Source organism: Streptomyces sp. NPDC039430 (genome assembly GCF_055639435.1).
In genome coordinates, this window is record NZ_JBVKAK010000009.1 from 1 (window position 1) to 25959 (window position 25959).

Consider the following 25959-nt stretch of genomic DNA (forward strand, 5'->3'; position numbering starts at 1 on the left):
CGTCGGAGCGGGGCCGCCTTCCAGTTTTCCGCTTTCGCGTTTCCCTTTCCAGCGATTCCGACTCTATCAGATCCTTTCGGGCCTGATTCCCAGTCGAAGTGGGCTTGTCATCCCGGCTGTTGGGCCGTTCCGACGTCCCAGACTCTAGCGGATTCCGCAGACGACTCATAATCGAGTCTTCGAAATCAATTTCGGCATGCCGAAATTGATCCCGACTGGGGATCGTGCTGAGTTGGGGTGCCGCTGCTGCGGCGGGAGTGGCTGTCGCAGAACCGTTCCGGCCCCGTGACAACTCGAAGAACCTTACGGACCGGCCGGGGGACTGTCAAACCAACCCCAACCGCCGCCCCGCACCCGCATACGCCCCTGTCCTAGTCCAGGTCCGTCAGGCGCCCGCCCGCGTCCGGCTGGGCATGTTCCACGCGGCGCAGGAGGCGGATCAGCATCTCGCCGAGGACTCCGCGTTCGTCCCCGGACAGGTCCTGGAGAAGCTCCTCCTCGAACTCGGAGGCCATCCTCATCGCGGCGAGCCACTTCGTACGGCCCTCGTCCGTCAGCTCCACGATCACGCGGACGCGGTTCTTCTCGTCGCGGTCGCGCGTGACCAGGCCCTCGCCCGCCATGCGGTCGATGCGGTGGGTCATGGCGGCCGGCGTGAGGCCGAGGCGCTTGGCGAGTTCGCCGGGGCCTAGGCGGTAAGGGGCTCCGGCGAGTACGAGGGTCTTGAGGACCTCCCACTCGGCGTTGCTGATACCGAGGTCGGAGACCTGTCGGCCATACGCCACCTGCATACGGCGGTTCAGCCGGCCGAGTGCCGAGACGATCTGCTCGACCTGGGGGTCGAGATCGCGGAACTCGCGCTGATAGGCGGCGATCTGCTCATCGAGGCTCGGCTCCTGGGGGCCAGGCGTACCGGGTTTCTCGGGGGTGTCGGACATCGGGGCAGTATGCCACGCATCTCTGTTGGCGTTGAAGTCCTTCGATGTGTATTGTTGAGACCCTAACTTTAGCTTTGAAGTCTTGAGACTTCAGTTCTTCAACCTCCGAGGCAGGTGAGTGTGACCAGGGCGATGGGCGCTGCGATGCGCCGGATCCAGGCGGGAAACGCGTTGAGTGCGTTCGGGCTGGGGTTCACGGTTCCGTACCTCTATGTGTATGTGGCTCAGGTGCGGGACCTGGGCGCGGGTACGGCCGGTGCCGTGCTGGCGGTCTTCGCCATGGCGGCACTGGTCGTCCTGCCGTTCACCGGCCGGGTCATCGACCGGCGCGGGCCACTGCCCGTGCTGGTGGGGGGCGCGCTGCTGGCGTCCGCGGGCGCGCTGGCCATGGGGGTGTCCGGGAGTGTCCCGGTGGCCGTGCTGTCGGCCACGCTTCTCGGTGCCGGTACGGCCGTCATGCAGCCGGCCCTGGCCACGATGATCGTCTGGTGCTCGTCGCCGACGACACGGACGCGGGCGTTCGCGACTCAGTTCTTCCTGGCGAATCTGGGGCTCGGGGTCGGCGGGCTGATCGGCGGGCAGCTCGTCGACGAGAGCAGGCCGGGGAGCTTCCTGCTGCTGTTCTCCATCGAGGCCGTGATGTTCCTCGTCCTGGCGGGCATCGCCCTGACCGTCCGGCTGCCCCGGCCGGGCGCCCTCGTGGGTGTCGTACCCCAGGACCCCCAGGACGCGGGCGACGGCGCCGCCGGTCCCGGTCCCGGTCACGTTGCCGGTGATGGCCGGGGTGGCGGGATGCGGGCGCTGCTGAGCCACCGGGCCATGCTCCAGCTGTGCGTGCTGGGTTTCGTGCTGTTCTTCGCCTGCTACGGGCAGTTCGAGTCGGGGCTCGCCGCCTACGGCACCGAGGCGGCCGGAATCGATCCGTCGACGCTCGGGATCGCGCTGGCCGCCAATACGGCGGTGATCGTGATCGCGCAGTTCGTGGTGCTGCGGCTGGTCGAGCGCCGCAAGCGCAGCCGGGTGATCGCGGCCGTCGGGCTGATCTGGGCTCTCGCCTGGGTCATCGCGGGGTACGCGGGGCTCGGGCACGGCAGTCAGCTGATGGCGACGGTCGCCTTCATCTCGACGTACGCGCTGTTCGGGCTCGGTGAGGCGATGCTGTCGCCGACCGTCGCCCCGCTGGTGGCCGACCTGGCCCCGGCGTCGATGGTCGGGCAGTACAACTCGGCGTTCGCGCTGGTCAAGCAGCTCGCCCTGGCCGTCGGTCCCGCCGTGGGCGGTCCCATGGGCGCCGCGCTGCAAGGTCCGTACATCGTGACGTTCGTGCTGTTCTCGCTCGGCATCACCGCGCTGGCCCTCCGGCTGGGGCGGCAGCTCACCCCCGTACAGGACCAGCCCTCGCTCGCGACCGCCTCACGCGTGGTCGTCCGGCACCAGCCCGAGACCGGGCCCGAGGCCGCCCTGGCGCCGACGCGCTGACCGCTCGCCCCTTGCTGGTGAGGGGGCGGTCAGTGCGGTGAGGGGGCGGTCAGTGCGGCAGTGCGAACTCGCACCACACCGCCTTGCCGCCCCCCGGTGTACGGCGTGATCCCCAGGACGAGGCGATCGTCGCGACGATCGAGATTCCGCGGCCCGCCTCGTCCGCCGGTTCGGCGCGGCGGCGGCGCGGCAGATGGTCGTCCCCGTCCGTCACCTCGATGATCAGCCGACGGTCGGTACGGCGGAGTCTGAGGCGCATGGGCGGTGTGCCGTGCTGCAGGGAATTCGCCACCAGCTCGCTGGTCGCCAGTACGCCCAGATCGCGCAGCTCGACGGGGAAGCGCCAGGAGGCGAGCACCCCCATGGCGAAGGCGCGGGCGCGCGGGGCGGCCTCGATGCCGCCGAGCAGATCGAGCGCGGCGTTGTGGAACAGCTCCGCGTCCGGGCCGGTGCGGGAGGGGTGCTGCAGGACGAGCACCGCGACATCGTCGTCATGATCGGCCGTGACGCCCTGGGAGCGGATCAGCCGGTCGCAGACGACCTGGGGTGAACCCTTCGCGCCGGAGAGCGCGCGTTCCAGGGAGGCGACGCCTTCGTCGATGTCCTCGCCGCGCCGCTCGACCAGGCCGTCCGTGTAGAGGACGGCCGTGGAGCCGGGCGGGAGCGGGATGGAGCCGGAGGAGTGCAGCCAGCCGCCGGTGCCGAGCGGCGGGCCCGTCGGGTCCGCCGCGCGCTGGACCGAGCCGTCCTCCGCCCGTACCAGGATCGGGAGATGGCCGGCGGACGCGTAGACGAGCCGCCCCTCGTTGGGGTCGTGGACGGCGTACACGCAGGTGGCGATCTGGCTGGCGTCGATCTCCGCGGCGAGTCCGTCGAGCAGCTGGAGCACTTCGTGCGGCGGGAGATCGAGCCGGGCGTAGGCGCGGACGGCCGTACGCAGCTGGCCCATGACGGCGGCGGCGCGTACACCCCGGCCCATGACGTCGCCGATGACCAGGGCCGTACGCCCGGCGCCGAGCGTGATCACGTCGTACCAGTCGCCGCCGACCGCCGCGTCCTCGCCGCCCGGCTGGTAGGTGGCGGCGACGCGCAGATCGTCGGGCTGCTCCAGCTCCTGCGGGAGCAGGGAGCGTTGGAGGGTGACCGCGGTCCTGCGGTGTCCGCGCTCGCTGGTGCGAAGGCGATCGGCCGCCTCGGCGTGGTCGGTGACATCGGCGGCGAAGACGAGGACGCCGCCGGAGCCCTGGCAGTCGACCGGGGTGCACGTGACGGTGTACGAGCCTTCCTGGGCGCCGCCTTCGGCGTGTTCTCTGCCCTGTGCCTTGGACGTCTGGCCCTTGGACGTCTGGCCCTTGGACGTCTGGCCCCTCGGCGGCTGCTCCCTGGCCGGCTGCTCCTTGCCGTGCTCCTTGGCCTGTTCCTTCTGCCGGCCGCGGACCTGGACCTTGCGCGACTTGACCGTGCGCGGCTTTCCGCTGCGGAGCACCTGGTCGAGCAGCGGGAACAGCCCGAGCTCCGCCAGCTCGGGGCAGCTCGCGGCCGCCGTGGCGCCGAGCGGACGCGGGCCGAAGGCGGTGGCGTACGCGTCGTTCACATACGCCACCCGGTGCTCGGGGCCGTACAGCAGGGCGACCAGGGCGGGCAGTCCGCCGAGGATTTCCCGCAGGGAGAGGTCTTCGAGGGCGGGAACGTCCGTCACAGGTTCCGGGTCGGGGTCGGGGTCGGGCCGCTGCTCGTACTCACCACGGGCCGCGGGCACGGAACCGCGGCCCGTTCGCGCGGCGGCGCGGCGTTGCGTACCGGGGAGCCGGGCGCTCCAACGCGTGAAGTTCACGGAATCTCAGGCCTCATGGTGTCGATGTGCTGTTCGTCTTGGCCGGGCTGGTCGAGCCGGGGCAGGTCGTCGGGGCCGGATTGCGCCGAGCGGGCCGGATCACTCTCTGTGCAGATGTGAACCCACCTATGGTCACACGTCCAGTGTGGCCGACCGCACTGACCGTGGGGCCAGTCGCGTCTTCTACGTGTCCTTGGGGCGTTCGGGACGTTCGCCTCCTGCGGCGAGTTCGAATTCGGCGCGCGGATGCTCCAGCGAACCGAGGGAGACGATCTCCCGTTTGAAGAGCCCGGAAAGGGTCCATTCCGCGAGGACGCGGGCCTTCCTGTTGAAGGTGGGGACGCGGCTGAGGTGGTACACGCGGTGCATCAGCCAGGCCGGATAGCCCTTGAGCTTACGGCCGTAGACATGCGCGACCCCCTTGTGGAGGCCGAGAGACGCGACCGAGCCCGCGTAGGCGTGACGGTAGTCCTGAAGGGGTTCGCCGCGCAGGGAAGCGACGATGTTCTCGGCGAGGATCTTGGCCTGGCGTACCGCGTGCTGGGCGTTGGGCGCGCACTCCGTGCCGGGCTCGTCCGCCGTCAGATCGGGGACGGCCGCCGCGTCGCCGGCCGCCCAGGCGTGCTCGGCGCCGTCGACGGAGAGCTTCGCCGTACAGAGGAGGCGGCCCCGTTCGTTCAGCGGCAGATCGGAGGCCGCGAGGATCGGGTGCGGTTTGACGCCGGCGGTCCAGACGACCGTGCGGGTGCGGAAGCGGGCGCCGTCGCTCAGTACGGCGACCCGGTCCTCGCAGGACTCCAGGCGGGTGTCGAGCCGTACGTCGATATTGCGGGCGCGCAGCTCGCGTACGGCGTACTTGCCCATCTCCTCGCCGACCTCGGGGAGGATCTTGCCGGTGGCCTCGACGAGGATCCACTTCATGTCGTCGGCCTTGATGTTGTGGTAGTACCGCGAGGCGTAGCGCGCCATGTCCTCCAGTTCGGCGAGCGCCTCGACCCCCGCGTATCCGCCGCCGACGAAGACGAAGGTCAGGGCGGCGGCGCGGATCGCGGGGTCGCGGGTGGAGGAAGCGATGTCCATCTGCTCGATGACGTGGTTGCGCAGCCCGATGGCCTCCTCGACGGTCTTGAAGCCGATGCCGTGGTCGGCCAGACCGGGGATGGGGAGGGTACGGGAGACGGAGCCCGGCGCGAGGACGAGTTCGTCGTAGGTGAACTCGACGGTGCCGGTTCCCTCCTCCTCGGAGCCGAGGGTCCGCAGGGTGGCGGTGCGCTTGGCGTGGTCGATGGCCGTGGCCTCGCCGATGAGGATGGTGCAGCCGGGCAGCACCCGCCGCAGCGGGACCACGACATGGCGGGGCGAGATATTTCCCGCCGCCGCCTCCGGCAGGAATGGCTGATACGTCATATAAGGGTCGGGCGACACCACGACGACTTCGGCCTCGCCGCTCTTCAGCTTCTGCTGGAGACGCAGCGCGGTGTACATCCCGACATAGCCGCCGCCGACCACGAGAACGCGCGTGGCGGGCGAGGGAGCGGGGGTCGTCCCCCGGGAGTTCTCAGCCTTCACCATCCCATGACGCAACGGGCCCCGGTGTTTGTCCACAGGCGCGACAGATTGTGTGACCGGAGGCCGTTCGCGGTCCCGCGCGGGGAAAAGCGCCGGGATCGGCGGAGGAACGCAGGTCAGCGCGGGCGCGGGCGGGGGCGGGAGGGGGGTGAATCAGGCACCTTCCGGTCCTTGCTCCGATCGGGGGGCGCTCCGTGCGGAACCACCCCCTTCTGAATTGACCCGGGCTCAACTATGTTCGTACCTCGTCGGGGTGTCCGGCTCGTGACTGGACCGCGACCTCGGCTGTCAGGGCGGGGAGTCTCCGGGGGGAGACATCATTACCGGGGGAACGCTATGCACATTCAGGATTCGCATCGGCAGGCTGCCGTCGTTTCGGACGACGGCGGGAGAACGAGCACGACAGCGGATACGGCAGGCGCGGCGGGCACAGTAGGTGCCGCTGTGAGCACGGCAGGTACAGGCAAAAGCGGAGGGCTGGGATCCGCGGCGACGGGTTCTGCGGGGCCTGGGTCCGGAGGGCCGGGTTCTGGAGGGCTCGGATCCGGAGGGATCGGATCCGGGGTTCCGGGCTCTGGCTCCGGCTCCGGCTCCGGCTCCGGCTCCGGCTCTGGAGGGCCGGGGCGCTCGGCGCCGCTCCGCGTGGACGCACAGCGCAATCTGGAGCATGTACTGCGGGCCGCTCGCGAGGTGTTCGGCGAGCTGGGGTACGGGGCGCCGATGGAGGACGTGGCGCGCCGGGCCAGGGTCGGGGTCGGGACGGTCTACCGGCGGTTCCCGAGCAAGGACGTACTGGTCAGGCGGATAGCCGAGGAGGAGACATCCCGGCTGACGGACCAGGCGCGTACGGCACTGGGGCAGGAGGACGAGCCCTGGTCGGCTCTCTCCCGCTTCCTGCGCACGTCGGTGGCGTCGGGCGCGGGACGGCTGCTGCCCCCGCAGGTGCTGCGGGTGGGCGCGGACGCCGAGGAAGAGTCGGCGGGACGCGTCGCGCCGGACGCGGTGGCGGGACGAAGCGCGCAGGACGAGGCGCGGGTTCCGCAGCAGCGGCAGGCCGGCCGGCCCGAACTGCGGGTGGTCGGACAGCGGCCGTCGGCGGAGGATCTGGACGACCCGGGCGCCGTTGAACTGCTCGATGTCGTCGGACAACTGGTGGAGCGGGCGCGGGCGGCGGGTGAGCTGCGGGGCGATGTGACCGTGGCCGACGTGCTGCTGGTGATAGCCACGCCCGCGCCCGCGCTGCCGGACGCCGCGCATCAGGCGGCGGCCTCGGCACGGCTGCTGGACATCCTGCTGGAGGGGCTGCGGTCCCGGCCCGCGTAAGGCGGCGTCCGTACGTCGTCCGGTCACGAGGGTCCGTGCGGCCCTCGTGACCGTCCCGTCCGCCTCGAACTGGCCTACCGATAAACGCCCTTGATCCTTCCCCGAAAGGGTGAAGATTAAAGCGATCGTCTGGGAAACCGCCCCGGATGAGTGGTTGCCGGGCACGAAGGCCCGGGCGGTGCGGCGCGCTGTGGCACGCTGGCCCGGTGTTCGGGTCAGAGGGGTGCGTACGGGGGCTTCCGCGATGAAGGGTGACGGACGGGACAAGCCGCTTCGAGGCGGCGGAACCGGCGGTGGAACCGGGGGCGCTACCGAGGGCGGTACGGGACCCGAAGGGGCGTCCGCACGGCAGGTGCCGAGCCAGGGCGGGCCCAAGAGGGCGCCGGAACTTGGGAGTTCGGGGCCGCGTGGGGCTCGTGGGGCTCGTGGGGCGCGTGGAGGTCCGGGCGGTGCGGGGGGTGCGGACGGGCCCACGGGGGCGGAGACCAGCGTGCCGCCGCAGCGTGAACGGAGCAGCGGTTCTTCCGTGGAACAGCCCGCAGAACCAGTCATGGATCACCCAGTGGACCAGTCCGTCGATCAGTCCGTCGATCAGTCCGTCGATCATGCTGTGGGTCAGGCTGCGGGCCAGTCCGTGGACCAGGCCGTGGATCATGCTGTGGATCAGCCGACACTCGAACTGCCCGCTGCCGGGCGGCCCCTGTCGGACGCCGATCTGATCCAGCGGATGCGGGCCGGCGACGACCACGCGTACGAGGAGCTGTTCCGCAGGCACGCGCAGTCGGTGCGCCGTTACGCCCGTTCCTGCTGCCGCGACGCGCACACGGCCGAAGACCTGACGGCCGAGGTGTTCGCCCGTACCTTGCAGGCGGTACGGGGCGGCGCCGGGCCCGAGCAGGCGGTGCGCGCCTATCTGATGACGACCGTACGGCGCGTGGCCGCTTCCTGGGCGAAGTCCGCGAAGCGGGAGCAACTGGTCGAGGACTTCGCGGTGTTCGCGGCGCAGGCCGCGCGCGCCTCCGAGGTCTCGGACGCGGACACCCTCGATCTGGGCGCGGACGTCCTGGCGATGCGCGAGGCCGAGCAGTCCATGGCCATGCGGGCGTTCCGCAGCCTGCCCGAGCGCTGGCAGGCCGTGCTCTGGCACACCACGGTCGAGGAGGAGTCGCCGAGCGAGGTCGCGCCGCTCTTCGGGCTGTCCGCCAATGCCACGGCCGTGCTGGCCAGCCGGGCGCGCGAGGGCCTCAAGCAGGCGTATCTGCAGGCCCATGTGAACTCCGCGCTGATTTCGGAGGGCGACTGTTCCCAGTACGCGGACCGGCTCGGGGCGTACGCACGTGGCGGACTGCGGATGCGTGCCGAACGCGGGCTGCGCAAGCATCTGGACGAGTGCGTGAAGTGCCGCCTCGCGGCGGGCGAACTGGCGCAGTTCAACGCCGAGATCCCGGCCGTGGTGGTCCTGCCGATCGCGGTGATCGGCTGGTTCGCCGCCGGCTACTCGCTGAAGGCGGCCGGAATCGTGGCGGGCGCCGCCGCGGGGGCGACCGGTGCCGGTGCCGCCGCTGCCGCGACCGGTGCCTCGGGTGGCGCCGCCGCCGGAGCGTCCGGCGGGGCAGCCGTGGGCGGAGCGTCCGGCGGCGCGGCGGGCGGAGCCGCGGGGGGCGCCGGGGCTGGGGCCGGCGGTGGAGCCGTCGCGTCCGAGGGGCTCGGCGCACCGGCGAAGGCCGGCATCGGCGGGCTGGTGGCCGTCGCCGCGGCGGCCGGTCTCGTCTTCGCGCTGGCGAACAACTCCGGGCCCGATCGGCCGCCCAAAGCCAAGCCGCCGGTCGCGCAGCCCCTCGTACCGCAGAAGCCGGTGCCGTCGCCCGAGCCGCCGGAACCGGCCGCGCCCAAGCCGCCCCCGCCCGCACCTTCGCCGACGCCCAGCGTCAAACCCAGCGAGAAGCCCTCCCCCTCGCCGAAGCCCACTCCGTCACGGACCCCTGCCCCGAAGCCCCCGCCCAAACCCAGGCCCGAACCGCCGGCGCCTCCCGCGCCGAAGCCGCCCCCCAGCCCGAAGCCGCCGCCGGCCCTGGCCGACTTCCAGGTGAACCAGCTGGCGTTCGGCCCCATCGGCGACGGCTCCAAACCGGAGGTACGGCTCGGCGCGAGCGGCTGGCTCTGGCAGCGTTCGGGCGTGTCGATCGGCGGCACCCGCTACAGCCATGGCGTGACCATGCACTCCGCCTCGTCGGTCACCATCGACCTCAACCGGAGCTGCTCCCGCTACGCGGCCCTGGTCGGCGTGGACGATCTCACGATGGGGCTCGGTTCCGTGCGCTTCTCGCTGTACGGCGACGGGACTCGGCTCTGGCGCTCGCCCGTGGTGAGCGGTGGCGACGCGGCCGTACCCGTGGACGTGGGGATCGCCGGACGGAAGACCATCCGGCTGGTGGTGGAGCCGCATACGCCGTTCGACGTGGTGGCACTCGCCGACTGGGCCCGGTCCCGGATCAGCTGCCGCTGACGGGCCGGCCCCCGGAGCACCGCCCCGGAGCACTGCCCCCGGACCACCGCGCGGCGCCTACCTGTCGGCCCGGTCCCGCTCGGCGGCCCGGTGTCGCCCGTCGGCTTCGTCCCGCTCGACGGCCCCGTGTCGCTCGACGGCTTCGTCCCGCTCGGCGGCTTGGTGCTCCCCGTCCGCCTGGTCCCGCTCGCCCGCTCCGTCCCGCTCGCCCGCTCCGTCCCGCTCGTCGGGCCGTCCGTCGTGCTCAAGCTCCAGTAGTCCGGCGACCTGGTCGGGGGTGAGGACGCGTCCGGCCTCGTGCTCCGCCTCGTACCCGCGCGCGCCCAGCTCCGCGCGGGCCAGCGTCTCGATCCGCCGGGCCTCGGTCAACTCCGGTACGGAGCGCGGGCAGCCCGCCCGCCATGTCCCGGCGGCGGCCAGGATCCGCACAGCGCCACGGGGATCACCGGTGAGCAGCACCACCGGAGCCGCCATCTCGGCGAGCTGGGCGACGATCGGCGCCGCCAGCCCGCTCTTCCTCGCCGTGCGCAGCACGGCCGCCAGCGAACGGGCCGCGGCCACCGGCCCCTTCGTCTCGTACGCGGCGATCCGGGCGTCCAGCGCGTCGGCCGCCGCGGCGAAGAGCGGGGGTGGTGTGCCGTGCTCGCCTTCGGACCTCGCCTCGTCCAGCAGCGGTCTGGCCCGGGAGATCTCGCCCCGGTCCATGGCGAAGACCGCCCGCATGAAGGGGACGACAGCGCGGGCGTCCTGGACCTGATGGCGCTCGGCCTCTTCGGCGGCGCGGTCGAGCCGTCGCTCCGCGGCGGCCGTGTCACCGGCGCGGTACGCCAGCTCGGCCAGGCGCGCGAGCAGCAAAGGCGCCTCGGCGTGCGCCCCCACCTCGCGGGCGAACCGCAGCGCTTCCTCGTACGCGCACCGCGCCTCTTCGTACCGTCCGCGCGCCATGCCCGCCTCGCCGACGGCGCTCGCCACCTGGGCGCGCATCCACCGGTCGCCGACGCGTCGGCTCAGCTCACGCAGTTCGGCCAGGTCCTGATCGACGCCGTCCAGTCCGCCGGGCATGTCGACGACCAGGTGCGTACGGCCCATCAGCAGCGCGCCCGTTTCCCAGTCGCCGCCGTACGCACGGCAGTTGGCGATGGACGCGTCCATCGTGGCGCGTATGTCCAGCTTCTCGTCGCTGTCGTGGACGATCAGTCCCCACAGGAGCCCGGGGAAGCGGGCGGACTGCGGACCCGGTCTGCTGAAGGCCTCGCGGATCCGCCGGATGAGTTCCTGGAAGTGCGGGTCGGTGCGGAGCTTCTCGGCCTGGCCGCTCTCACCGGCGAGAAAGACGCGCAGCACCTGGAGCTGCATCCGGGGCCAGTACCGGGGGTCGTCGGTGCCGGCCGGTTCCGGGCCGAGGCTGAGCGCGCACTCCACCCAGGCGAGCCCCTCGGGGCGGTGGTTGCGCAGCCACCAGAACCAGCCCGTGGCGAAGACCAGCCGTAGCGTCGTCTCCTCGTCGCCCGCCAGGACGCTGCGGTGGAGGGCGGCCCGTATGTTGTCGAGGTCGATCTCCAGGCGGCGGATCCAGGGGAGTTGCTCCCCGGAACGCAGCCGGGGCTCGGCCTCCTCGGCGAGAGCGGTGAAGTACGCGGTGTGCGCGCGCTCGGCGGCGGACCGTACGGCGGGTGCCTCGGCGGCGCGTTCCGTGGCGTACTCGTGGATGGTCTCCAGGAGGCGGTAGCGCATCGCGCCGCCGGGGCCGGGGGCCGGGGTGGCGACGACGAGGGACTTGTCGACCAGCGCGCCCAGCAGATCAGGGACATCGAGGACGTTGAGGGCACTGGAAGTACGGGGAGCACTGGGAGTACGGGGGGCACTGTGATTACGGGGCGAGTCGGGGGACGCCCGGCCGGAAGGCCCAGCGGACGAGCCAGGGGACGCGCGGCCCGCCAAGACGCCCGCCGCGCCGCCCGCCGCGCCGCCTGAGGGCACGGCGACCGCGCCGCCGCACACGCCCTCGGCCGCCGTCAGATCCCAGCCGCCCGCGAAGACGGACACCTCGCGCAGGACCGTACGCTCCCGTTCGTCCAGCAGGTCCCAGGACCAGTCGACGACCGCGCGCAGCGTCTGCTGACGCGGCAGGACCGTCCGGCTCCCGCTGGTCAGCAGCCGGAACCGGTCATCGAGCCGGTCCGCGATCTGACGCGGAGTCAGCATCCGCAACCGCGCCGCCGCCAGCTCGATCGCCAGCGGCAGACCGTCGAGACGACGACAGATCTCCGCCACCGCCGCCGGATCCCCCGCCACATCGAACCCCGGCCACACCGCACGAGCACGCTCCGCGAACAAACGATGCGCCGGATCCGGAGGCAACGGCTCCACCGGCCGCACCGACTCACCCGGCACCCCCAACGGCTCACGACTCGTCGCCAGGATCCGGAGGCCGGGGCAGTGGGTGAGCAGAGTCTCGGCGAGAGCGGCGGCCGCCCCGATCACATGCTCGCAGTTGTCGAGGATGAGAAGCGTGCCGCTGCGGGCGAGATGTTCGATGAGCCGGGCGGTCGGATCGTTCTGGGTGGGGCGGCCGTCGCGGGCGGTGAGCTGGGTCTCGCGCAGCCCGAGCGCGCTCAGTACGGCCCCGGGCACGGCGGAGGGATGCTCAAGCGGGGCCAGTTCGACGAGCCAGGCGTTCCGGGGCGCGGACTCCTCGGCCAGGCGCGTCTTGCCGGAGCCGCCGGGTCCGGTGAGGGTGACGAGGCGCGAGCGGCGCAGATCGGCACGGATGACGTGGAGTTCGCGCTCGCGGCCGACGAACGAGGTCAGGCGGGGGCGCAGATTGCCGGGCGGCTCGCGGCTGTCCCCGGCGGGCGCGGGCGCCCGGCCGACGAGATCGGCGGGATCGACGGGAGCAGCGAGATCGGCACGGTCGACGGGATCACCTGGGTCAGCGGGGTCAGCGCCAGTGGAAAAAGCGGAGACAGCGGGAACAGCGGGAACAGCGGGAACAGCGGGCATAACGGGAACAGCGGCGACCACCGCGACGGCAGCGGCATCAGAGGCATCGGCGACGGCCCGAAGGGCGGTGTCGCCCGCCGCCCGGGAAGCGGTACCCGCCCCGGTGGCTTCCAGCAACTGCCTTTGCAGCGAGGCCAGTTCGGGACCAGGGTCCACACCGAGCCCGTCCGCCAGGACGCGGCGCGTGTCCTCGTACGCCGCGAGCGCGTCGGCCTGGCGGCCCTCCGCCCACAGCGCCCGGATGAGCTGCGCCCTGAAGGGCTCGTCGTACGGGTGGTCCGCGGCCAGCTCCCGCAGCTCCGGTACGAGCGTGGCCGTGGCGCCCCGGCGCAGATCGGCCTCGATGCGCTGCTGGAGGGCGGCCAGCCGCTGGGCCTCGGGCCGTACGCCGCGGTCCCGGTCGGGCAGATCGGCGAGCGCCGCCCCACGCCAGAGCGCGAGCGCCGCGCGCAGGGTACGGGCGGCGCTCCGCGGATCGCCCGCGTCGAGCTGCTCCGCCCCCTCGCGCGTGAGCCGCTCGAATACGTACAGATCGATGTCGTCCGGCACGGCCGCGAGCCGGTAGCCGCCGGGGACCGAATCGATGGCCTCCTTGCCGAGGACGCGCCGGAGCCGCCCGACGAGCGCCTGGAGCGCGGCGGGCGCGTCCTGCGGCGGCTCGCCGCCCCACACCTCGTCCACCAGCTCACCGACGGCGACGGGCCGGCCGGGGCGCAGCGCGAGCGCGGCGAGGAGCGCCCGCAGCCGGGGTCCGCCCAGCGGCAGGCTTCCGCCGTGTCCGTCACGTACCTCCGTGACGCCAAGGATGAGATACCGCACGCGGCCCATTGTGACCGCAGGGTCTGACAACGGCTGACGGGTTTTCCCGGAGCGGCGCCGCCTTTGCGTGAGACCCCTGCCACGAGGGGGGAGACCCCGCCGCGAGGCCGGAGACCTCCGCCACGAGGCGGGAGATCCCTGCCGCGAGGCCGGCGACCTCCACCGCGGGCGTCCTCGCGAGGCGGGCGGCCTACGCCGTGAACCCCGCCGCCACCCCGTACCGAACCCCGCCGCCACCCCGTACCGGACCCCGCCGCGTCTCCACTGGCGCGGCGTCGGCCGCTCTACTGGTGCAGCGTCGGCCGCGGCACCACGCCGCCCGCCACCGCGCGCTGACGCGGCGCCGCCGTCCCCGTCCAGCAGGTGCCGCGCCGGGACAGCAGCCGCCGCAGCCACAGCTCCGTCGAGACCAGGTCCGCGATCCCGTCCAGGGGCACCGGCTCGCCCTCGGCCGCCGCGCGCAGTGCCTTGCGTACGACGCGGGCCTCCACCAGGCCCGCGTCCGCGAGCAGCGGCGCGTCGAAGAGGTCGATCAGCTCGCCGATCGCCGCGCGCAGGCCCACGCGCGTCGCGGCGGCGGCGCCGTCCCGGGAAGTGGCGCCCCAGCCCGGCGGCAGGTCGTGGATGCCGGCCCCGGCGAGGACCGTACGGAGCACATCCGCGCGGGCGCCCGGCTGGACCCGCAGCGCCTCGGGCAGATCGCGGCAGGCCCGTACCACCTGGTTGTCGAGGAACGGGGCGTGTAGCCGCTGGCTGCGGATCTCCGCGGCCTGCTCGAAGACGCGGTGGTCGGCGGCGTGGCGGGCGAGCGCGGCGCGGGCGCGGGCCTCGCCGGGGCGCTGTACGGAGGTGGGCCGGGTCGAGGCCGACATCAGGCGAACCGATACTTCGGCGAGCGCCTCCCCCGTCAGCCAGCGCGCGGCGGGTCCGGGTCTGGACCAGGTGAGGGCGGCCAGCGACGCCCCCAGCGGGCTGATCGCGGCGGCGGTCAGCACCCCCCTGTTGGCCTCGGGGAGCCGGGCGGCGGCCTCTTCGAGGCCGGTGCGGTACGGCGTACGCGCCAGCCTGCGGGCCGCCCGGTAGACGGTCAGCGGGATGAACAGCGAGGCCGGCGACGGCCCTTCGGCCCTGGCGAGCGCGCTGACCGGGTGCAGGAGATGGCGTCTGCGCCGGTCGAGCAGCAGATCGGCCAGGCGCGCCGGATGCGCGTCGAGCACCTCGCGTGCGCCCGCCCCGGTGAAGTGGTCGGCGCTGCCCGCGGCGAGCCTGCGGCGGTGCCGCTCCGCGGTGACGAGGGACGGCCCCGGTTCGTCGGTGAGCGGGCCCTCCAGCTCGGCGTACGGCAGGGCCTCTTCACCGGCCGCGACGACGACGTGGTGCAGCCGCGGGTTGGCGGCGATGACCCGGGCCCGTTCCAGCTCGGCTTCGTCGCGGCCGCCTGCGGACAGATCGTTGAAGGTGACGGCGAGCAGCCGCTCCCCCGCGCCGGTGCCGTGCCCCAGGATCGTGCCCGGCGCCCCGGGCAGCCCGGCGGCGAGCAGCGCGAGGGTGCCGGAGGCGCTGCCGCCCGACAGGTCGGCGCCGATGCCGGGGACGGGCCCGCCCCGGGCGGCGCGCCGGTCCGCGGGCCCCATGCCGGGGACGGGTCCGGGGTCGGGCGGCAGGGTCTCGGGGGCGTGGCGCGGCGCCAGCAGCCTGGCGCGTACGGCTTCGATGAGCGCGTCCCGTACGCCCTCGACGGCGCGGTCCGGGTCGCGCTGTGGCCCCGCGACGGCGAGGGAGGCGACCGGCTCGTATCCGGTGATCTCGCGCGAGCCCTCGCGCAGGACGAGCGCGTGTCCCGGCGGGATGCGTTTGACGCCGTCGTACGGGGTGGTGTCGCGCAGCGCCTCCGGGGTCTCGGGGCAGGCGAGGAGCGCGGCCAGATGTCCGATGTCGAGCTGTGCCTCGATGAGATCGGCGAGCGGCAGGGCGGCGGTGGCGTACGCCGTGCCGTTCGCCCACGGCGTGTAGAAGACGGGCCGGGCCCCGGCCAGGTCGCCGGCGACGGTGATGCGGCGGCCGATCTGGGCGACGGCCGTGTAACTGCCCGGCCAGGCGGTGAGATGGCGCAGGGCGCCGCCGCGCGCGGCGAACAGCCCGACCCGCAGCTCCTCGTCGGTGGCCCCGCAGCAGCCGAGCACGGCGAGCCGGGTGAAGGGGTCGACGGTGACGACCCTGACCTCGTCGGGCCGCCAGTCGCCCACCGCCCACAGCGGATCCGGGTCGCCCCACAGGAGCTGGGATCCGACGGGGTGCACGCTGCCGCTCTCGGAGCCGTCACCGACCGGGCCGACGGCCCCCGCCGTACCGAAACGCGCGGCGATACTGCTCCATCCCACCAACCAGCGCATCGCCGCCTCCACAGCCTGTGGACAAGTCCAGACCAAGCTGGAAACGCTTGAGCTGAAGCCGTTCGGGAACATGCTGCCATGACAACAGCGCACAGGAGGGCCTACGGAAGCGCGGGTGGGAATGCGAATGCGCCCCTGGCATTGGCCATTTGGCGGAGATGTGGCGCTCCGCGGACAGACAGCATTCAGCCAATCTCCGGGCCCGGCATGTCAGTTCGACGCCGGTATACGTTCAGTCCGGGAGGCGTGTCCCGCCTCCCGGACTGATCCACCGCCCGCGGGGATTGGGGCGGCGGGATCCCCCAGCCCACTGGTTCCAGTACGCAGTGGGCCGACCCACGCAGGACTCATGGAAGCGCTCCCGCTCCGCCGGGGCCAAGAGCGCACGGCCGGGCGCGCGCTGCACAGCCGGAGCACGGCGTGCCGCCCGGGGACGTACGGCGTGATCACCGCACGGACAACAATCCCGCCATCCGGAACTCCGCCCCTTAACGGTCGGGATGTGGCGAACTACGCTGGGTTTACGAATGCCGCGCGCCTATGCCGCGAAGCGGCGGGCGTCTGTGTGCCGAGGGGTGACGCATGTCCAGGGAGCTACGCGGGCCGAACGAAAAGCTCGGAACCGTTCTCGCCCTCGCGGGAATCAGCAACGCCGGCCTCGCCCGGCGGGTCAACGACCTCGGGGCCCAACGCGGCCTGACACTCCGCTACGACAAGACCTCCGTGGCGCGATGGGTGTCGAAGGGGATGGTTCCGCAGGGTGCGGCGCCCCATCTCATCGCCGCGGCCATCGGAGCGAAGCTGGGACGTCCCGTCCCACTCCATGAGATCGGTCTCGCGGACGCGGACCCGGCCCCCGAGGTCGGGCTCGCCTTCCCGCGCGACGTGGGCGAGGCGGTGCGCGCGGCGACGGAGCTGTACCGGCTGGACCTCGCGGGCCGCCGCGCGGGCAGCGGCGGCATCTGGCAGTCGCTGGCCGGATCCTTCGCAGTGAGCGCTTACGCCACACCCGCTTCCCGGTGGCTGATAACACCCGCCGACTCCTCGGTCGCCCGTGACGCGGCGGTCGCGGAGGCGGCGCAGGGAGCGCATGGCGGGAGCGGGGGGGCCGTCGATGCCTCAGGAACAGGCGAGGTCACGCCGTTGCGCGTGGGCCACAGCGATGTGGCCAAGCTACGGGAGGCGGCCTCGGACGCCCGGCGCTGGGACTCCAAGTACGGCGGCGGGGACTGGCGTTCCTCGATGGTGCCCGAGTGTCTGCGGGTCGACGCGGCGCCGCTGCTCCTCGGCGCGTACAGCGACGAGGTGGGCCGGGGGCTCTTCGGGGCCACCGCGGAACTGACCAGGCTGGCCGGCTGGATGGCCTTCGACACCGGCCAGCAGGAGGCCGCGCAGCGCTACTACATCCAGGCGCTGCGGCTGGCCCGCGCCGCCGCCGACGTACCGCTCGGCGGTTATGTGCTGGCCTCCATGTCGCTCCAGGCGACCTACCGCGGCTTCGCGGACGAGGGCGTGGATCTCGCCCAGGCGGCGCTGGAGCGCAACCGCGGTCTTGCCACCGCCCGCACGATGAGCTTCTTCCGGCTGGTGGAGGCGCGCGCGCACGCGAAGGCGGGCGACGCGGTCGCGGCCGGGGCCGCGCTGAAGGCGGCGGAGGGCTGGCTGGAGCGCTCGCGGGACGGCGACGCCGATCCGTCGTGGCTGGGTTTCTACTCGTACGACCGGTTCGCGGCCGACGCCGCCGAGTGCTATCGCGATCTGAAGGCGCCGCGCCAGGTACGGCAGTTCACGGAGCAGGCGCTGTCCCGGCCGACGGAGGAGTTCGTACGCTCGCACGGCCTGCGTCTGGTGGTGAGCGCCGTCGCCGAGCTTGAGTCGGGCAATCTGGACGCGGCGTGCGCGGCGGGCACGCGGGCCGTGGAGGTGGCGAACCGGATCTCCTCCGCGCGTACGACGGAGTACGTACGGGATCTGCTGCACCGCCTGGAGCCGTACGGGGACGAGCCCCGGGTGGTGGAGCTGCGCGAGCGCGCGCGGCCCCTGCTGGTGGCGCCCGCCTGACCCCGGCGCCCGCCTGACCCCGGCGCCCGGCCGGCCGGCCGGGCCCCGTACCGGAATCCGCCCCGGAACCTGTCCCGGAATCCGCCCCGGAACCCGTCCTGGAATCTGTCCGCGAGACGTGACACACATGTCCGCCGGTCAACGGTTCGATCGCGGTGGTTTAAGCGCGTCTCCGGCGGGCCAGTGCACTATCGGGGTGGGAGGTGGCGCGCATGAGCGGACGCGGACGCGTGGGTTTCGACTGCGAGGTGCTGGTGATCGGCGGCGGGATCGTCGGTCTCTCGACGGCGTACGCGATCACGCGCGCCGCTCCGGGCACCAGGGTCGTCGTGCTGGAGAAGGAGCCGGGCCCCGCCCGCCACCAGACGGGCCACAACAGCGGGGTGATCCACAGCGGCGTCTACTACCGCCCCGGCTCGCTCAAGGCGCGGTACGCCGTGCGCGGCTCCGCCGAGATGGTCAAGTTCTGCGCGGAGTACGGCATCGCGCACGAGGTCACGGGCAAGCTGATCGTCGCGACGCGGCGCGACGAGCTGCCCCGGCTGCACGCCCTGGTCCAGCGCGGCAGGGAGAACGGCATTCCGGTGCGGGAGCTGGGCCCGGCGCAGATCACGGAGTACGAGCCCCAGGTGCGCGGCCTCGCGGCGATCCAGGTCGGTACGACCGGCGTGTGCGACTTCGTCGCGGTCGCCGAGCAGCTCGCCGAGTCGGCCGGGGCCGCGGGCGCGTCCGTACGGTACGGATCCGAGGTCACGGCCATCGACCGGCGGCCCTGGGGCGTCGCGGTCCGTACGGCCTCCGGCGCGGTGGTCAGGGCGCGGGCCCTGGTGAACTGCGCGGGGCTCCAGTGCGACCAGGTGGCACGGCTCGCGGGCGACGACCCGGGAATGCGGATCGTGCCGTTCCGGGGCGAGTACTACGAGCTGGCCAGGCCGGACCTGGTACGGGGGCTGGTCTATCCGGTGCCCGACCCGGCGTTCCCGTTCCTGGGCGTGCATCTGACCCGCTCCATCGACGGCGGGGTCCACGTCGGGCCGAACGCGGTCCTGGCGCTGGCCCGCGAAGGCTACACCTGGTCGGACGTACGCCCCGGCGAGCTGGCGGCCACCCTCAGCTGGCCCGGCTCATGGCGCACGGCGCGCAAGCACTGGCGGTACGGCGCCGGTGAGCTGCACCGTTCGCTCTCGAAGCGCGCCTTCGCGACGGCCGTACGGCGGCTGCTCCCGGCGGTCACGGACGCGGACCTGCGCCCTGCGGCGGCCGGGGTACGGGCCCAGGCGGTGCTGCGGGACGGCACGCTCGCGGACGACTTCCTGATCCGGCAGACCCCGCGCACGGTGCATGTGCTGAACGCCCCGTCACCGGCGGCGACCGCCTCGCTGCCCATCGGCCGGGAGGTCGCGCGGCGGGTGCTGGCGGCACTGGCGGAGGACTGAGCCCATAGCCCAGGGCCCCAGGTCTGCGGGGCTCCAGGTCTGCGGGGCTCCAGGGCTCCAGGGCTCCAGGGCTCCAGGGCTCCAGGGCTCCGTAGCAGGATCCGGGCCTCCGTAGAATCGGAGGCACTGTGAACGAGACGAACGAGATGGCCGAGAACCGCACCATGAGCCGGATGTTTCCCGAAGGCACGGGCCCTGCGGCCGACCCCGCCGGATCCCACTTCGAGCGGCGCATCCGCAGCTTCCAGCCACGCCGGAGCCGTGTCACCACCGGCCAGGCCGAGGCGTTGCGGCGGATGTGGGCCGACTGGGGCATGGACATCGACGGGCAGCGGGTCCTCGACCCGGACAAGCTGTTCGGCGGGCTGCCGGTCGTCCTGGAGATCGGTTTCGGGATGGGCGAGGCCACGGCGCGCATGGCCGCCGCCGACCCGGACACCGGCATCCTCGCCGTCGACGTGCACACCCCCGGCCAGGGAAATCTGCTCCGGCTCGCGGAGGAGAACGGTCTGACCAACATCCGGGTGGCCAACGGCGACGCGATCATCCTGCTCAGGGAGATGCTGCCGGCCGAGTCGCTCGCCGGGCTGCGGATCTACTTCCCCGACCCCTGGCCCAAGAAGCGGCACCACAAGCGGCGGCTGATCCAGCGGGAGTTCCTCACGCTGGCCGCGGGCCGGCTGAAGCCGGGGGCCGTACTGCACTGCGCGACGGACTGGGAGCCGTACGCCGAGCAGATGCTCGCGGAGCTGACGGCTCACCCGGGCTTCGAGAACACCCAGGAGGATGGCGGTTACGCGCCACGGCCCGGCTTCCGTCCGCTGACGCGGTTCGAGGGGCAGGGGCTCGACAAGGGCCATGTCGTGCACGACCTGCTGTTCCACCGCGTACTCCGGCTCGCGTAGCCCGGACCCGCGTACTCCGCTCACGCGTGCCCCGTCCCGCATGACCCGTCCCGCCAATCCGAGGCAGCGATCCGGGCACGGGCACGGGCTCGGGCACGCGCTCGGGCTCGGGCACGCGCTCGGGCTCGGGCTCGGGCTCGGGCACCATCGCCAGGTGTCGGTGCCCCTCGTTAGGGTCGTCGGGTGTCAGAACCGTCCCCGCAGCCACCCGGTCCGCGTCCGGCGATCCCCGTCTACGAGCACCAGCAGCGGCTCGGTGAGCTGTGGGCCGCTGTCCCGGAGCCCGCCCGCAGGCGCTACCGGCCGCGCCGCGCGTTCTGGCGGCGCCGCGCGGTGCGGGTGGGGGCCGTGATCACGGTGCTCGTCCTCTGCGCTCTGGTGATCCTCGCCCTCGTCCGGGACCAGACCGGCACGCAGGGCTTTCTGGTGGGCCTCGGTCTGGCCGTCCTGCCCGTACCGCTGCTCATCACGGCCTTCCGCTGGCTGGACCGGGTCGAGCCGGGCCCCTGGCGCAATCTGCTCTTCGCCCTGGCCTGGGGTGCCTTCGCCGCCGCCCTCGTCGCGATCATCGCGAACTCGTTCGCGACCGAGTGGATAGCCACCGCCACGGCCGACCCGGCGGGCGCGGAATCGCTCGGTGCCACGGTGATAGCCCCGGTCGTGGAGGAGAGCGCCAAGGCCGCCGCGATCCTGCTGATCTTCCTCTTCCGCAGACGGGCCCTCACCGGGCTCGTCGACGGCGTCGTGATCGCGGGGTTCAGCGCCACCGGCTTCGCCTTCACCGAGAACATCCTCTATCTCGGCAGCGCCTTCGGCGAGGACCAGCACCTGGGCAACTCCGGCCTGGCCTCCGTCACGGCCGCGACCTTCTTCGTACGGGTCGTCATGTCGCCGTTCGCCCATCCCCTCTTCACCGTGCTCACCGGCATCGGCTTCGGCCTGGCGGCGACGGCGGCCCGCCACCAGAGGATGCGCCGGTTCGCCCTGCCCCTGCTCGGCCTGGCCCTGGCGATGGGCCTGCACGCGCTGTGGAACGGGTCGGGGGCGGTCTTCGGCCCGTACGGCTTCTATGTGGTGTACGGCGTGTTCATGGTGCCGGTCTTCGCCCTGCTGACCTGGCTGGCGATCTGGAGCCGCCAGCGCGAGCTGCGCACGGTCGGGTCCGAGCTCCCCGCGTACGCCGCGGCCGGCTGGCTGACCCCGGCCGCGCCCCTCGCGCTCTCCTCCATGCGGGCGCGCACCCTGGCGCGTGACTTCGCGGGCCGTACGTACGGACCGTGGGCGGCCAGATCGGTCGGGGAGTACGAGGCGTTCGCGACGTCCCTGGCGTTTCTGCGCCACCGGGCCCACCGGGGTGTGGTGGGCCCGGACTTCATCGAGCGCGAGCAGGAGCTGCTGCACCATCTGTGGCAGCGCAGGGAGATAGCCGGGCCCGCGCTGACCTATGCGGCGCGGGCCACGGGCCGGGTGCGGGTGCCGCCGCCGTACATCGACTACGACGGCTACAACCCGTACCGCCAATGAGGAACCTGGCTCATGACCAACCAACCTGGCATATGTCGGGCGAGGGCCTCAGGCGGAGGCCGTGGTGAGCTCCGCCAGCTCCTCCGCCGTCAGCTCAAGGGCCGCCGCCGCCAGCAGCGCGGGCAACTGCTCGGTCGTACGCGCGGACGCGAGCGGTGCGACCACCGTCGGCTGCGCCGCCAGCCAGGCCAGTGCGACGGTCGCGACCTCGGCGCCCCGCGCCCCGGCGATCCGGTCCAGCGCGGTCAGGACCTTGCTGCCCCGCTCGGACTCCAGATACGTGGCCGCGCGGTCGGCGCGGGGACTGTCGACCGTGGTCCCGGGACGGTACTTGCCGGTGAGGAAGCCCGAGGCCAGCGCGAAGTACGGCACGGCCGAGAGGCCGTGACGCCGGACGGTGTCCTGCAGCTCGCCCTCGTACGTGTCCCGCGAGACCAGGTTGTAGTGCGGCTGGAGCGCCACATAGCGGGCCAGCCCCTCGCGCTCCGAGAAGGCGAGCGAGGCGGCCAGCCGCTCCGCGCTGATGTTGGAGGCGCCGAGCGCGCGGACCTTGCCCGCCGTCACCAGCTGGTCGAGGGCGGTGACGATCTCCTCGACCGGGACCTCGGGGTCGTCGAAGTGCGTGTAGTAGAGGTCGATGTAGTCCGTACGGAGCCGACGCAGGGACTCCTCGACGCCGGCCTTGATGGTGGCGGCCCGGAGCCCCTTGTACTGCGGGTGCCCGCCGACCTTGGTCGCGACCAGCACCTCGGAGCGATTGCCGCGCGAGGCGATCCAGTTGCCGATGACGGTCTCGGATTCACCGCCCTTGTGGCCCGGCACCCAGGCGGAGTACAGGTCGGCGGTGTCGATGAAGTTCCCGCCTGCGGCGGCGTACGCGTCGAGGACGGCGAAGGAGGCCGTCTCGTCGGCGGTCCAGCCGAAGACATTGCCGCCGAGGGCGAGCGGGAAGACGTGCAGATCGGAAGAGCCCAGTGGGCGCAGAGCGGTCATAGGCGGCTGCAACTCCCGAAGGGGTCCGCCCTATTCCGCTCCACGCCCCGATAGGGACCGTATGGGGGAATGTCCGCCGAACTCGCGGCCCCACGAAACCGCGGCCCCACGAACCCAACGGGCTCGCGAACCCAACGGGCCCACGAGCCCACAGGCTCGCGGGCCCACAGGCTCGCGGGGGAAGGTCCGTGGAGACGAGGTCTACGGGTTGAGGCCCTTGCCGCGCAGCCAGCTCATCGGGTCGATGCCCGAGCCGCCCGCCGTGTGGACTTCGAGGTGCAGATGGGCGCCGGTCACGTTGCCGGTCGCGCCGACCCTGCCGATGACCTCGCCGGTGCTGACCTTCTGCCCGGCGCTCACGCTGATCGAGGACTGGTGGGCGTACCAGATCTCCGTGCCGTCATCGAGCTCCAGGACCGTGCGGTATCCGTACGAGCCCGACCAGCCGGCCGACTTGACGGTGCCGCTGTGCACGGCCTTGAGCGGGGTGCCCGTCGGCGCGGCGAAGTCCAGGCCGGTGTGCTGGCCGGAGGACCACAGCGAGCCGGCCTGACCGTAGGTCGAGGTGATCGTGTACGAGGAGGTGGGGATCGCGTAGCTGGCGGCCAGCTTGGCCAGCCGCGCCTTCTCCGCCTTGGCCCTGGCCTCGGCCTCGGCCTTCTTCTTCGCCTCTTCGATCTTCTTCTCGGCCTCGGACTGCTGCTTCTTGGCCTCGGCCGCGGCCTTCTCGGCCGCCGCCGACTCCGCGGCCGCCTTCTGCGCCGCGTCGGCCCCGGTCTGCTGCGCCTCGGCCTGCTGGAGGATACGGGCGCGCAGCGCCTCTCCCGCGTCGGTGGCGCCCTGTTCGGTGTCCGAGGCCGTGAGCCCGGCGGTGGTGAGCGGGGCGGCGAGCACCTCGGACTCGGAGTCGTCCGAGGCGAGCGAGCCCATTCCCGGCAGAGACTTGGCGTCCGGAAGATTGTCCGCGATCGCGTCGGGCAGGGATATGGAGACCGCGGGCTTGTCCTGCGCGGTGGCGATGCCGCCCGCGCCGACGGCGGCGATGACGCCCACGCCGAGGACGGTGGAGCTACGGGCCAGTCCGCGCTGCTTGGCGACGCGATGCCGGCCGCGTACGGGCCGTATGGACTCCTCGGTGGGATTCCATTCCCCCCATGCCCTGTCCGGCTCGTCGCCGTGGGAGCGCGTTTCGAAGAGGGCTTCGGGGGCAGGCTTGTTGGACGCCACTGAGGCGTACTCCTTTCCTTCCTTCTCGCCTACCGGGTTAGCTGACGGGTTCGGAGCAGGAAGGTCTCCTACGAGCGCTCCTGCCGCACAAGGCGACAGAAAACACCCGATTCACCCCAATTGGTGGTTCCCCGGTTCCCTTGCGGGATTCGGCGCGTGCGCACGGTGCCATCTCTTACGACGGCTGGGACGACCGCGCTGCGTTATCGAACGTTAATAGAGACCCGGGCCTTATTCCAAGCTGTTCCGGGTGATCGTTAACGACTTCGCATCGGACGTACCGGGACGGAAGGGAACGGAATCGGGCGAGTTGACGGCCCATCAGGGCGGCTCGCATTTCTGACGGTGTGTCAAATGTTATGCGGAGGGATACCTCTCGACTACGGACGGTGGCGAGGGGTCCGGCCGGACGCATCCGTCCGGCGATCCGGCTGACGACGCCGGCTGATGGCTCCGGCCGTCTCACGGCACCAAGGGCATGGTCCTGCGCCGCTCCGGCTCACCCTCCGAGGGCCGGCTGACCGCCAGCAGCGCCATGTCGTCCTGGCTCCCGCCGCCCGTGTGCCGCCGCACATCGTCGATGAGCGCCTGGAGCATCTCGTCGGGCCCCTGGAAGACCCGGCCGTCGAGCCGTTCGCGCGGGACGTAGAAAACCCCGTGGGCATCACGCGCCTCGGTCAGCCCGTCCGTATAGAAGAGCAGCGTCGCGCCTTCCGGATACGCGGCCTGCTCGGCGCGGTCCGGCCACATACCCAGTTCGCTCATCCCGAGCGGCAGCGCGGGGTCGGTCGCGACGAGCATCCGCACCTCGCCGTCGCCGCACACCAGCAGCGGCTCGGGGTGGCCGCGGTTGACCAGCCGCACCACACCCTCGTCGTGCGGGATCTCGGCCAGTACGGCCGTCGTGAACCCCTCGAAGATATCGAGCGCGTCCTGCCGTGTCCCCTCCCGCCGGAGAGCCCGCTCCAGCCGCTGCGCGACCGCCTCCAGCGAACTCTCCTGCTCGGCGGCCTCCCGGAAGGACCCGATGACCACCGCCACCGCTTCGACCGCGTCAAGACCCTTCCCCCGTACATCCCCGACCACCAGCCGCACCCCGTACGGCGTGTCCTGTACGGCGAAGAGGTCCCCGCCGATGAACGCGCCCTCCTGCGCCGCCTCGTACCGCGCGGCGATCCGCAGCCCCCCGATCCGTTCGGCGGGTCTGGGCAGCACCGCGCGCTGGGCGGTCTCGGCGATGATGCGGGCGGAGGCCAGCCGCTCACCGCTGCGCCGTACGACACCGTTGATGTACAGCGCCAGCAGGGACACGACCAGCACCGTCAGCACCTCGCTGATCGACTCCACCTGGAACTGGGTGTCCGCGTGGATGTGCAGCACCACCTCGGCGACCAGCGAGGTGAGGGCGATGACGAGCGTGCCTGCCATCGGATAGAACGGGGCGGCGACCAGCGGAGCCGCGGCGAAGAGGGGGGACGCGGTGACGCGCGTCGGGGTCACGAGGTCGAAGATCACCCCGGCGACGATCACCAGCACGGGCAGCACCCGTACCAGCCTGCGTCCGGTACGGCCGCGTCCCGCGGGATACCGGCCGCCGCCGCGGACGTTGTCACCGGCCGTCCAGAAACCCGTTCCGCGACCTGCCCAGATACCGGCGTCCTCAGCCGCCCGCCGGCCTGTGCCGCCCGTGCCCTTTCCGAGCTTCCTCAGTCTCCACACCAGTGGTCTCCTGCCCGGTCCGCCGACTGCTGCGGACGGTGCCGCGCTCCATCAGGCTGGCCGCTGCCATCCCGGGTGGCGACTCGCCGTCGGCCGAGTGGGCTACGGCGAGCGGCCCCGCCGGCCCGGCCGGTGCTCCGGCGCACCGATCGGCCGACGGCCCCGATCAGTCGGTCGGCTGGCGCCCGGCGTACACCCTCATGGCGTCCCGCACGAGCACAGCCGTACCT

The 25959-nt window shown here is 72.6% G+C and carries 15 protein-coding genes and 1 riboswitch; of the genes, 7 read left to right on the forward strand and 8 right to left on the reverse strand.

Features of this window, described 5'->3' with window-relative positions:
- Positions 1 to 371: 371 nt before the first annotated feature.
- On the reverse strand, positions 372 to 938 hold the full coding sequence (locus tag ACZ7LS_RS22375) for a MarR family winged helix-turn-helix transcriptional regulator (RefSeq protein ID WP_382527187.1): 567 nt from the start codon (positions 936 to 938) through the stop codon (positions 372 to 374).
- 132 nt (positions 939 to 1070) lie between these two features.
- Between ACZ7LS_RS22375 and ACZ7LS_RS22380 the strand changes: the two genes are divergently transcribed.
- Positions 1071 to 2417: an MFS transporter gene (locus ACZ7LS_RS22380; protein ID WP_385130967.1), complete on the forward strand. Its 1347-nt coding sequence runs from the start codon at positions 1071 to 1073 to the stop codon at positions 2415 to 2417.
- A gap of 49 nt (positions 2418 to 2466) precedes the next feature.
- Here the strand turns inward: ACZ7LS_RS22380 and ACZ7LS_RS22385 are convergent, their stop codons facing one another.
- Together ACZ7LS_RS22385 and ACZ7LS_RS22390 are read right to left on the reverse strand one after the other, a co-directional pair.
- Positions 2467 to 4251 (reverse strand): ATP-binding SpoIIE family protein phosphatase, encoded by a 1785-nt coding sequence (locus ACZ7LS_RS22385; protein WP_385130578.1) that lies wholly within the window; start codon positions 4249 to 4251, stop codon positions 2467 to 2469.
- A 183-nt stretch (positions 4252 to 4434) separates the two neighbouring features.
- Entirely contained in the window at positions 4435 to 5823 is a 1389-nt protein-coding gene (locus ACZ7LS_RS22390) for an NAD(P)/FAD-dependent oxidoreductase (protein WP_382527181.1), read from the reverse strand.
- Positions 5824 to 6372: 549 nt separating this feature from the next.
- Between ACZ7LS_RS22390 and ACZ7LS_RS22395 the strand changes: the two genes are divergently transcribed.
- On the forward strand, positions 6373 to 7143 hold the full coding sequence (locus ACZ7LS_RS22395; RefSeq protein ID WP_385130970.1) for a TetR/AcrR family transcriptional regulator: 771 nt from the start codon (positions 6373 to 6375) through the stop codon (positions 7141 to 7143).
- A gap of 244 nt (positions 7144 to 7387) precedes the next feature.
- A complete protein-coding gene (locus ACZ7LS_RS22400) occupies positions 7388 to 9649 on the forward strand; it encodes a sigma-70 family RNA polymerase sigma factor (RefSeq protein ID WP_385130581.1) in 2262 nt (753 codons plus the stop codon).
- A gap of 57 nt (positions 9650 to 9706) precedes the next feature.
- Here ACZ7LS_RS22400 and ACZ7LS_RS22405 read toward each other — a convergent pair whose 3' ends face one another.
- Both ACZ7LS_RS22405 and ACZ7LS_RS22410 read right to left on the reverse strand, forming a co-directional pair.
- Positions 9707 to 13471, reverse strand: coding sequence for an AfsR/SARP family transcriptional regulator (locus ACZ7LS_RS22405; protein WP_385130584.1), 3765 nt, complete (start codon positions 13469 to 13471; stop codon positions 9707 to 9709).
- Between the two features lie 284 nt (positions 13472 to 13755).
- The gene (locus tag ACZ7LS_RS22410; protein WP_382527170.1) at positions 13756 to 15864 is read right to left on the reverse strand and encodes an asparagine synthase-related protein; all 2109 of its coding nucleotides are present in this window, start codon (positions 15862 to 15864) and stop codon (positions 13756 to 13758) included.
- Between the two features lie 582 nt (positions 15865 to 16446).
- On the opposite strand from ACZ7LS_RS22410, the gene ACZ7LS_RS22415 reads away from it, so the two are divergent.
- The 4 genes from ACZ7LS_RS22415 to ACZ7LS_RS22430 all read left to right on the forward strand — a co-directional run bounded on the left by ACZ7LS_RS22415 (position 16447) and on the right by ACZ7LS_RS22430 (position 21790).
- The gene (locus ACZ7LS_RS22415; RefSeq protein ID WP_129769960.1) at positions 16447 to 17925 is read left to right on the forward strand and encodes an MFS transporter; all 1479 of its coding nucleotides are present in this window, start codon (positions 16447 to 16449) and stop codon (positions 17923 to 17925) included.
- Between the two features lie 212 nt (positions 17926 to 18137).
- Positions 18138 to 19361, forward strand: coding sequence for an L-2-hydroxyglutarate oxidase (gene lhgO / locus ACZ7LS_RS22420; protein WP_382527167.1), 1224 nt, complete (start codon positions 18138 to 18140; stop codon positions 19359 to 19361).
- Positions 19362 to 19507: 146 nt separating this feature from the next.
- Complete coding sequence (gene trmB, locus ACZ7LS_RS22425) at positions 19508 to 20266, forward strand: tRNA (guanosine(46)-N7)-methyltransferase TrmB (RefSeq protein WP_382527196.1); 759 nt, start codon at positions 19508 to 19510, stop codon at positions 20264 to 20266.
- Positions 20267 to 20449: 183 nt separating this feature from the next.
- On the forward strand, positions 20450 to 21790 hold the full coding sequence (locus ACZ7LS_RS22430; protein WP_382527164.1) for a PrsW family intramembrane metalloprotease: 1341 nt from the start codon (positions 20450 to 20452) through the stop codon (positions 21788 to 21790).
- A 48-nt stretch (positions 21791 to 21838) separates the two neighbouring features.
- Here the strand turns inward: ACZ7LS_RS22430 and ACZ7LS_RS22435 are convergent, their stop codons facing one another.
- The 3 genes from ACZ7LS_RS22435 to ACZ7LS_RS22445 all read right to left on the reverse strand — a co-directional run bounded on the left by ACZ7LS_RS22435 (position 21839) and on the right by ACZ7LS_RS22445 (position 25729).
- On the reverse strand, positions 21839 to 22783 hold the full coding sequence (locus tag ACZ7LS_RS22435) for an aldo/keto reductase (protein ID WP_382527162.1): 945 nt from the start codon (positions 22781 to 22783) through the stop codon (positions 21839 to 21841).
- A gap of 201 nt (positions 22784 to 22984) precedes the next feature.
- Positions 22985 to 24010 carry a M23 family metallopeptidase gene (locus ACZ7LS_RS22440; protein ID WP_382527159.1) on the reverse strand — a complete coding sequence of 342 codons (1026 nt, stop codon included), beginning with the start codon at positions 24008 to 24010 and terminating at the stop codon, positions 22985 to 22987.
- 11 nt (positions 24011 to 24021) lie between these two features.
- Positions 24022 to 24175, reverse strand: a riboswitch (cyclic di-AMP (ydaO/yuaA leader).
- A 297-nt stretch (positions 24176 to 24472) separates the two neighbouring features.
- Positions 24473 to 25729 carry a PP2C family protein-serine/threonine phosphatase gene (locus ACZ7LS_RS22445; protein WP_382527156.1) on the reverse strand — a complete coding sequence of 419 codons (1257 nt, stop codon included), beginning with the start codon at positions 25727 to 25729 and terminating at the stop codon, positions 24473 to 24475.
- Between the last annotated feature and the right edge of the window lie 230 nt (positions 25730 to 25959).

Excerpts from the sequence above, each read along its gene's own strand:
- ACZ7LS_RS22435 (WP_382527162.1), bottom strand. The coding sequence starts at position 22,783 with ATGACCGCTCTGCGCCCACTGGGCTCTTCCGATCTGCACGTCTTCCCG.
- ACZ7LS_RS22410 (WP_382527170.1), bottom strand. The coding sequence starts at position 15,864 with ATGCGCTGGTTGGTGGGATGGAGCAGTATCGCCGCGCGTTTCGGTACG.
- trmB (WP_382527196.1), top strand. The coding sequence starts at position 19,508 with ATGGCCGAGAACCGCACCATGAGCCGGATGTTTCCCGAAGGCACGGGC.
- ACZ7LS_RS22375 (WP_382527187.1), bottom strand. The coding sequence starts at position 938 with ATGTCCGACACCCCCGAGAAACCCGGTACGCCTGGCCCCCAGGAGCCG.
- ACZ7LS_RS22380 (WP_385130967.1), top strand. The coding sequence starts at position 1,071 with ATGGGCGCTGCGATGCGCCGGATCCAGGCGGGAAACGCGTTGAGTGCG.
- ACZ7LS_RS22390 (WP_382527181.1), bottom strand. The coding sequence starts at position 5,823 with ATGGTGAAGGCTGAGAACTCCCGGGGGACGACCCCCGCTCCCTCGCCC.
- ACZ7LS_RS22415 (WP_129769960.1), top strand. The coding sequence starts at position 16,447 with ATGTCCAGGGAGCTACGCGGGCCGAACGAAAAGCTCGGAACCGTTCTC.
- ACZ7LS_RS22400 (WP_385130581.1), top strand. The coding sequence starts at position 7,388 with ATGAAGGGTGACGGACGGGACAAGCCGCTTCGAGGCGGCGGAACCGGC.
- lhgO (WP_382527167.1), top strand. The coding sequence starts at position 18,138 with ATGAGCGGACGCGGACGCGTGGGTTTCGACTGCGAGGTGCTGGTGATC.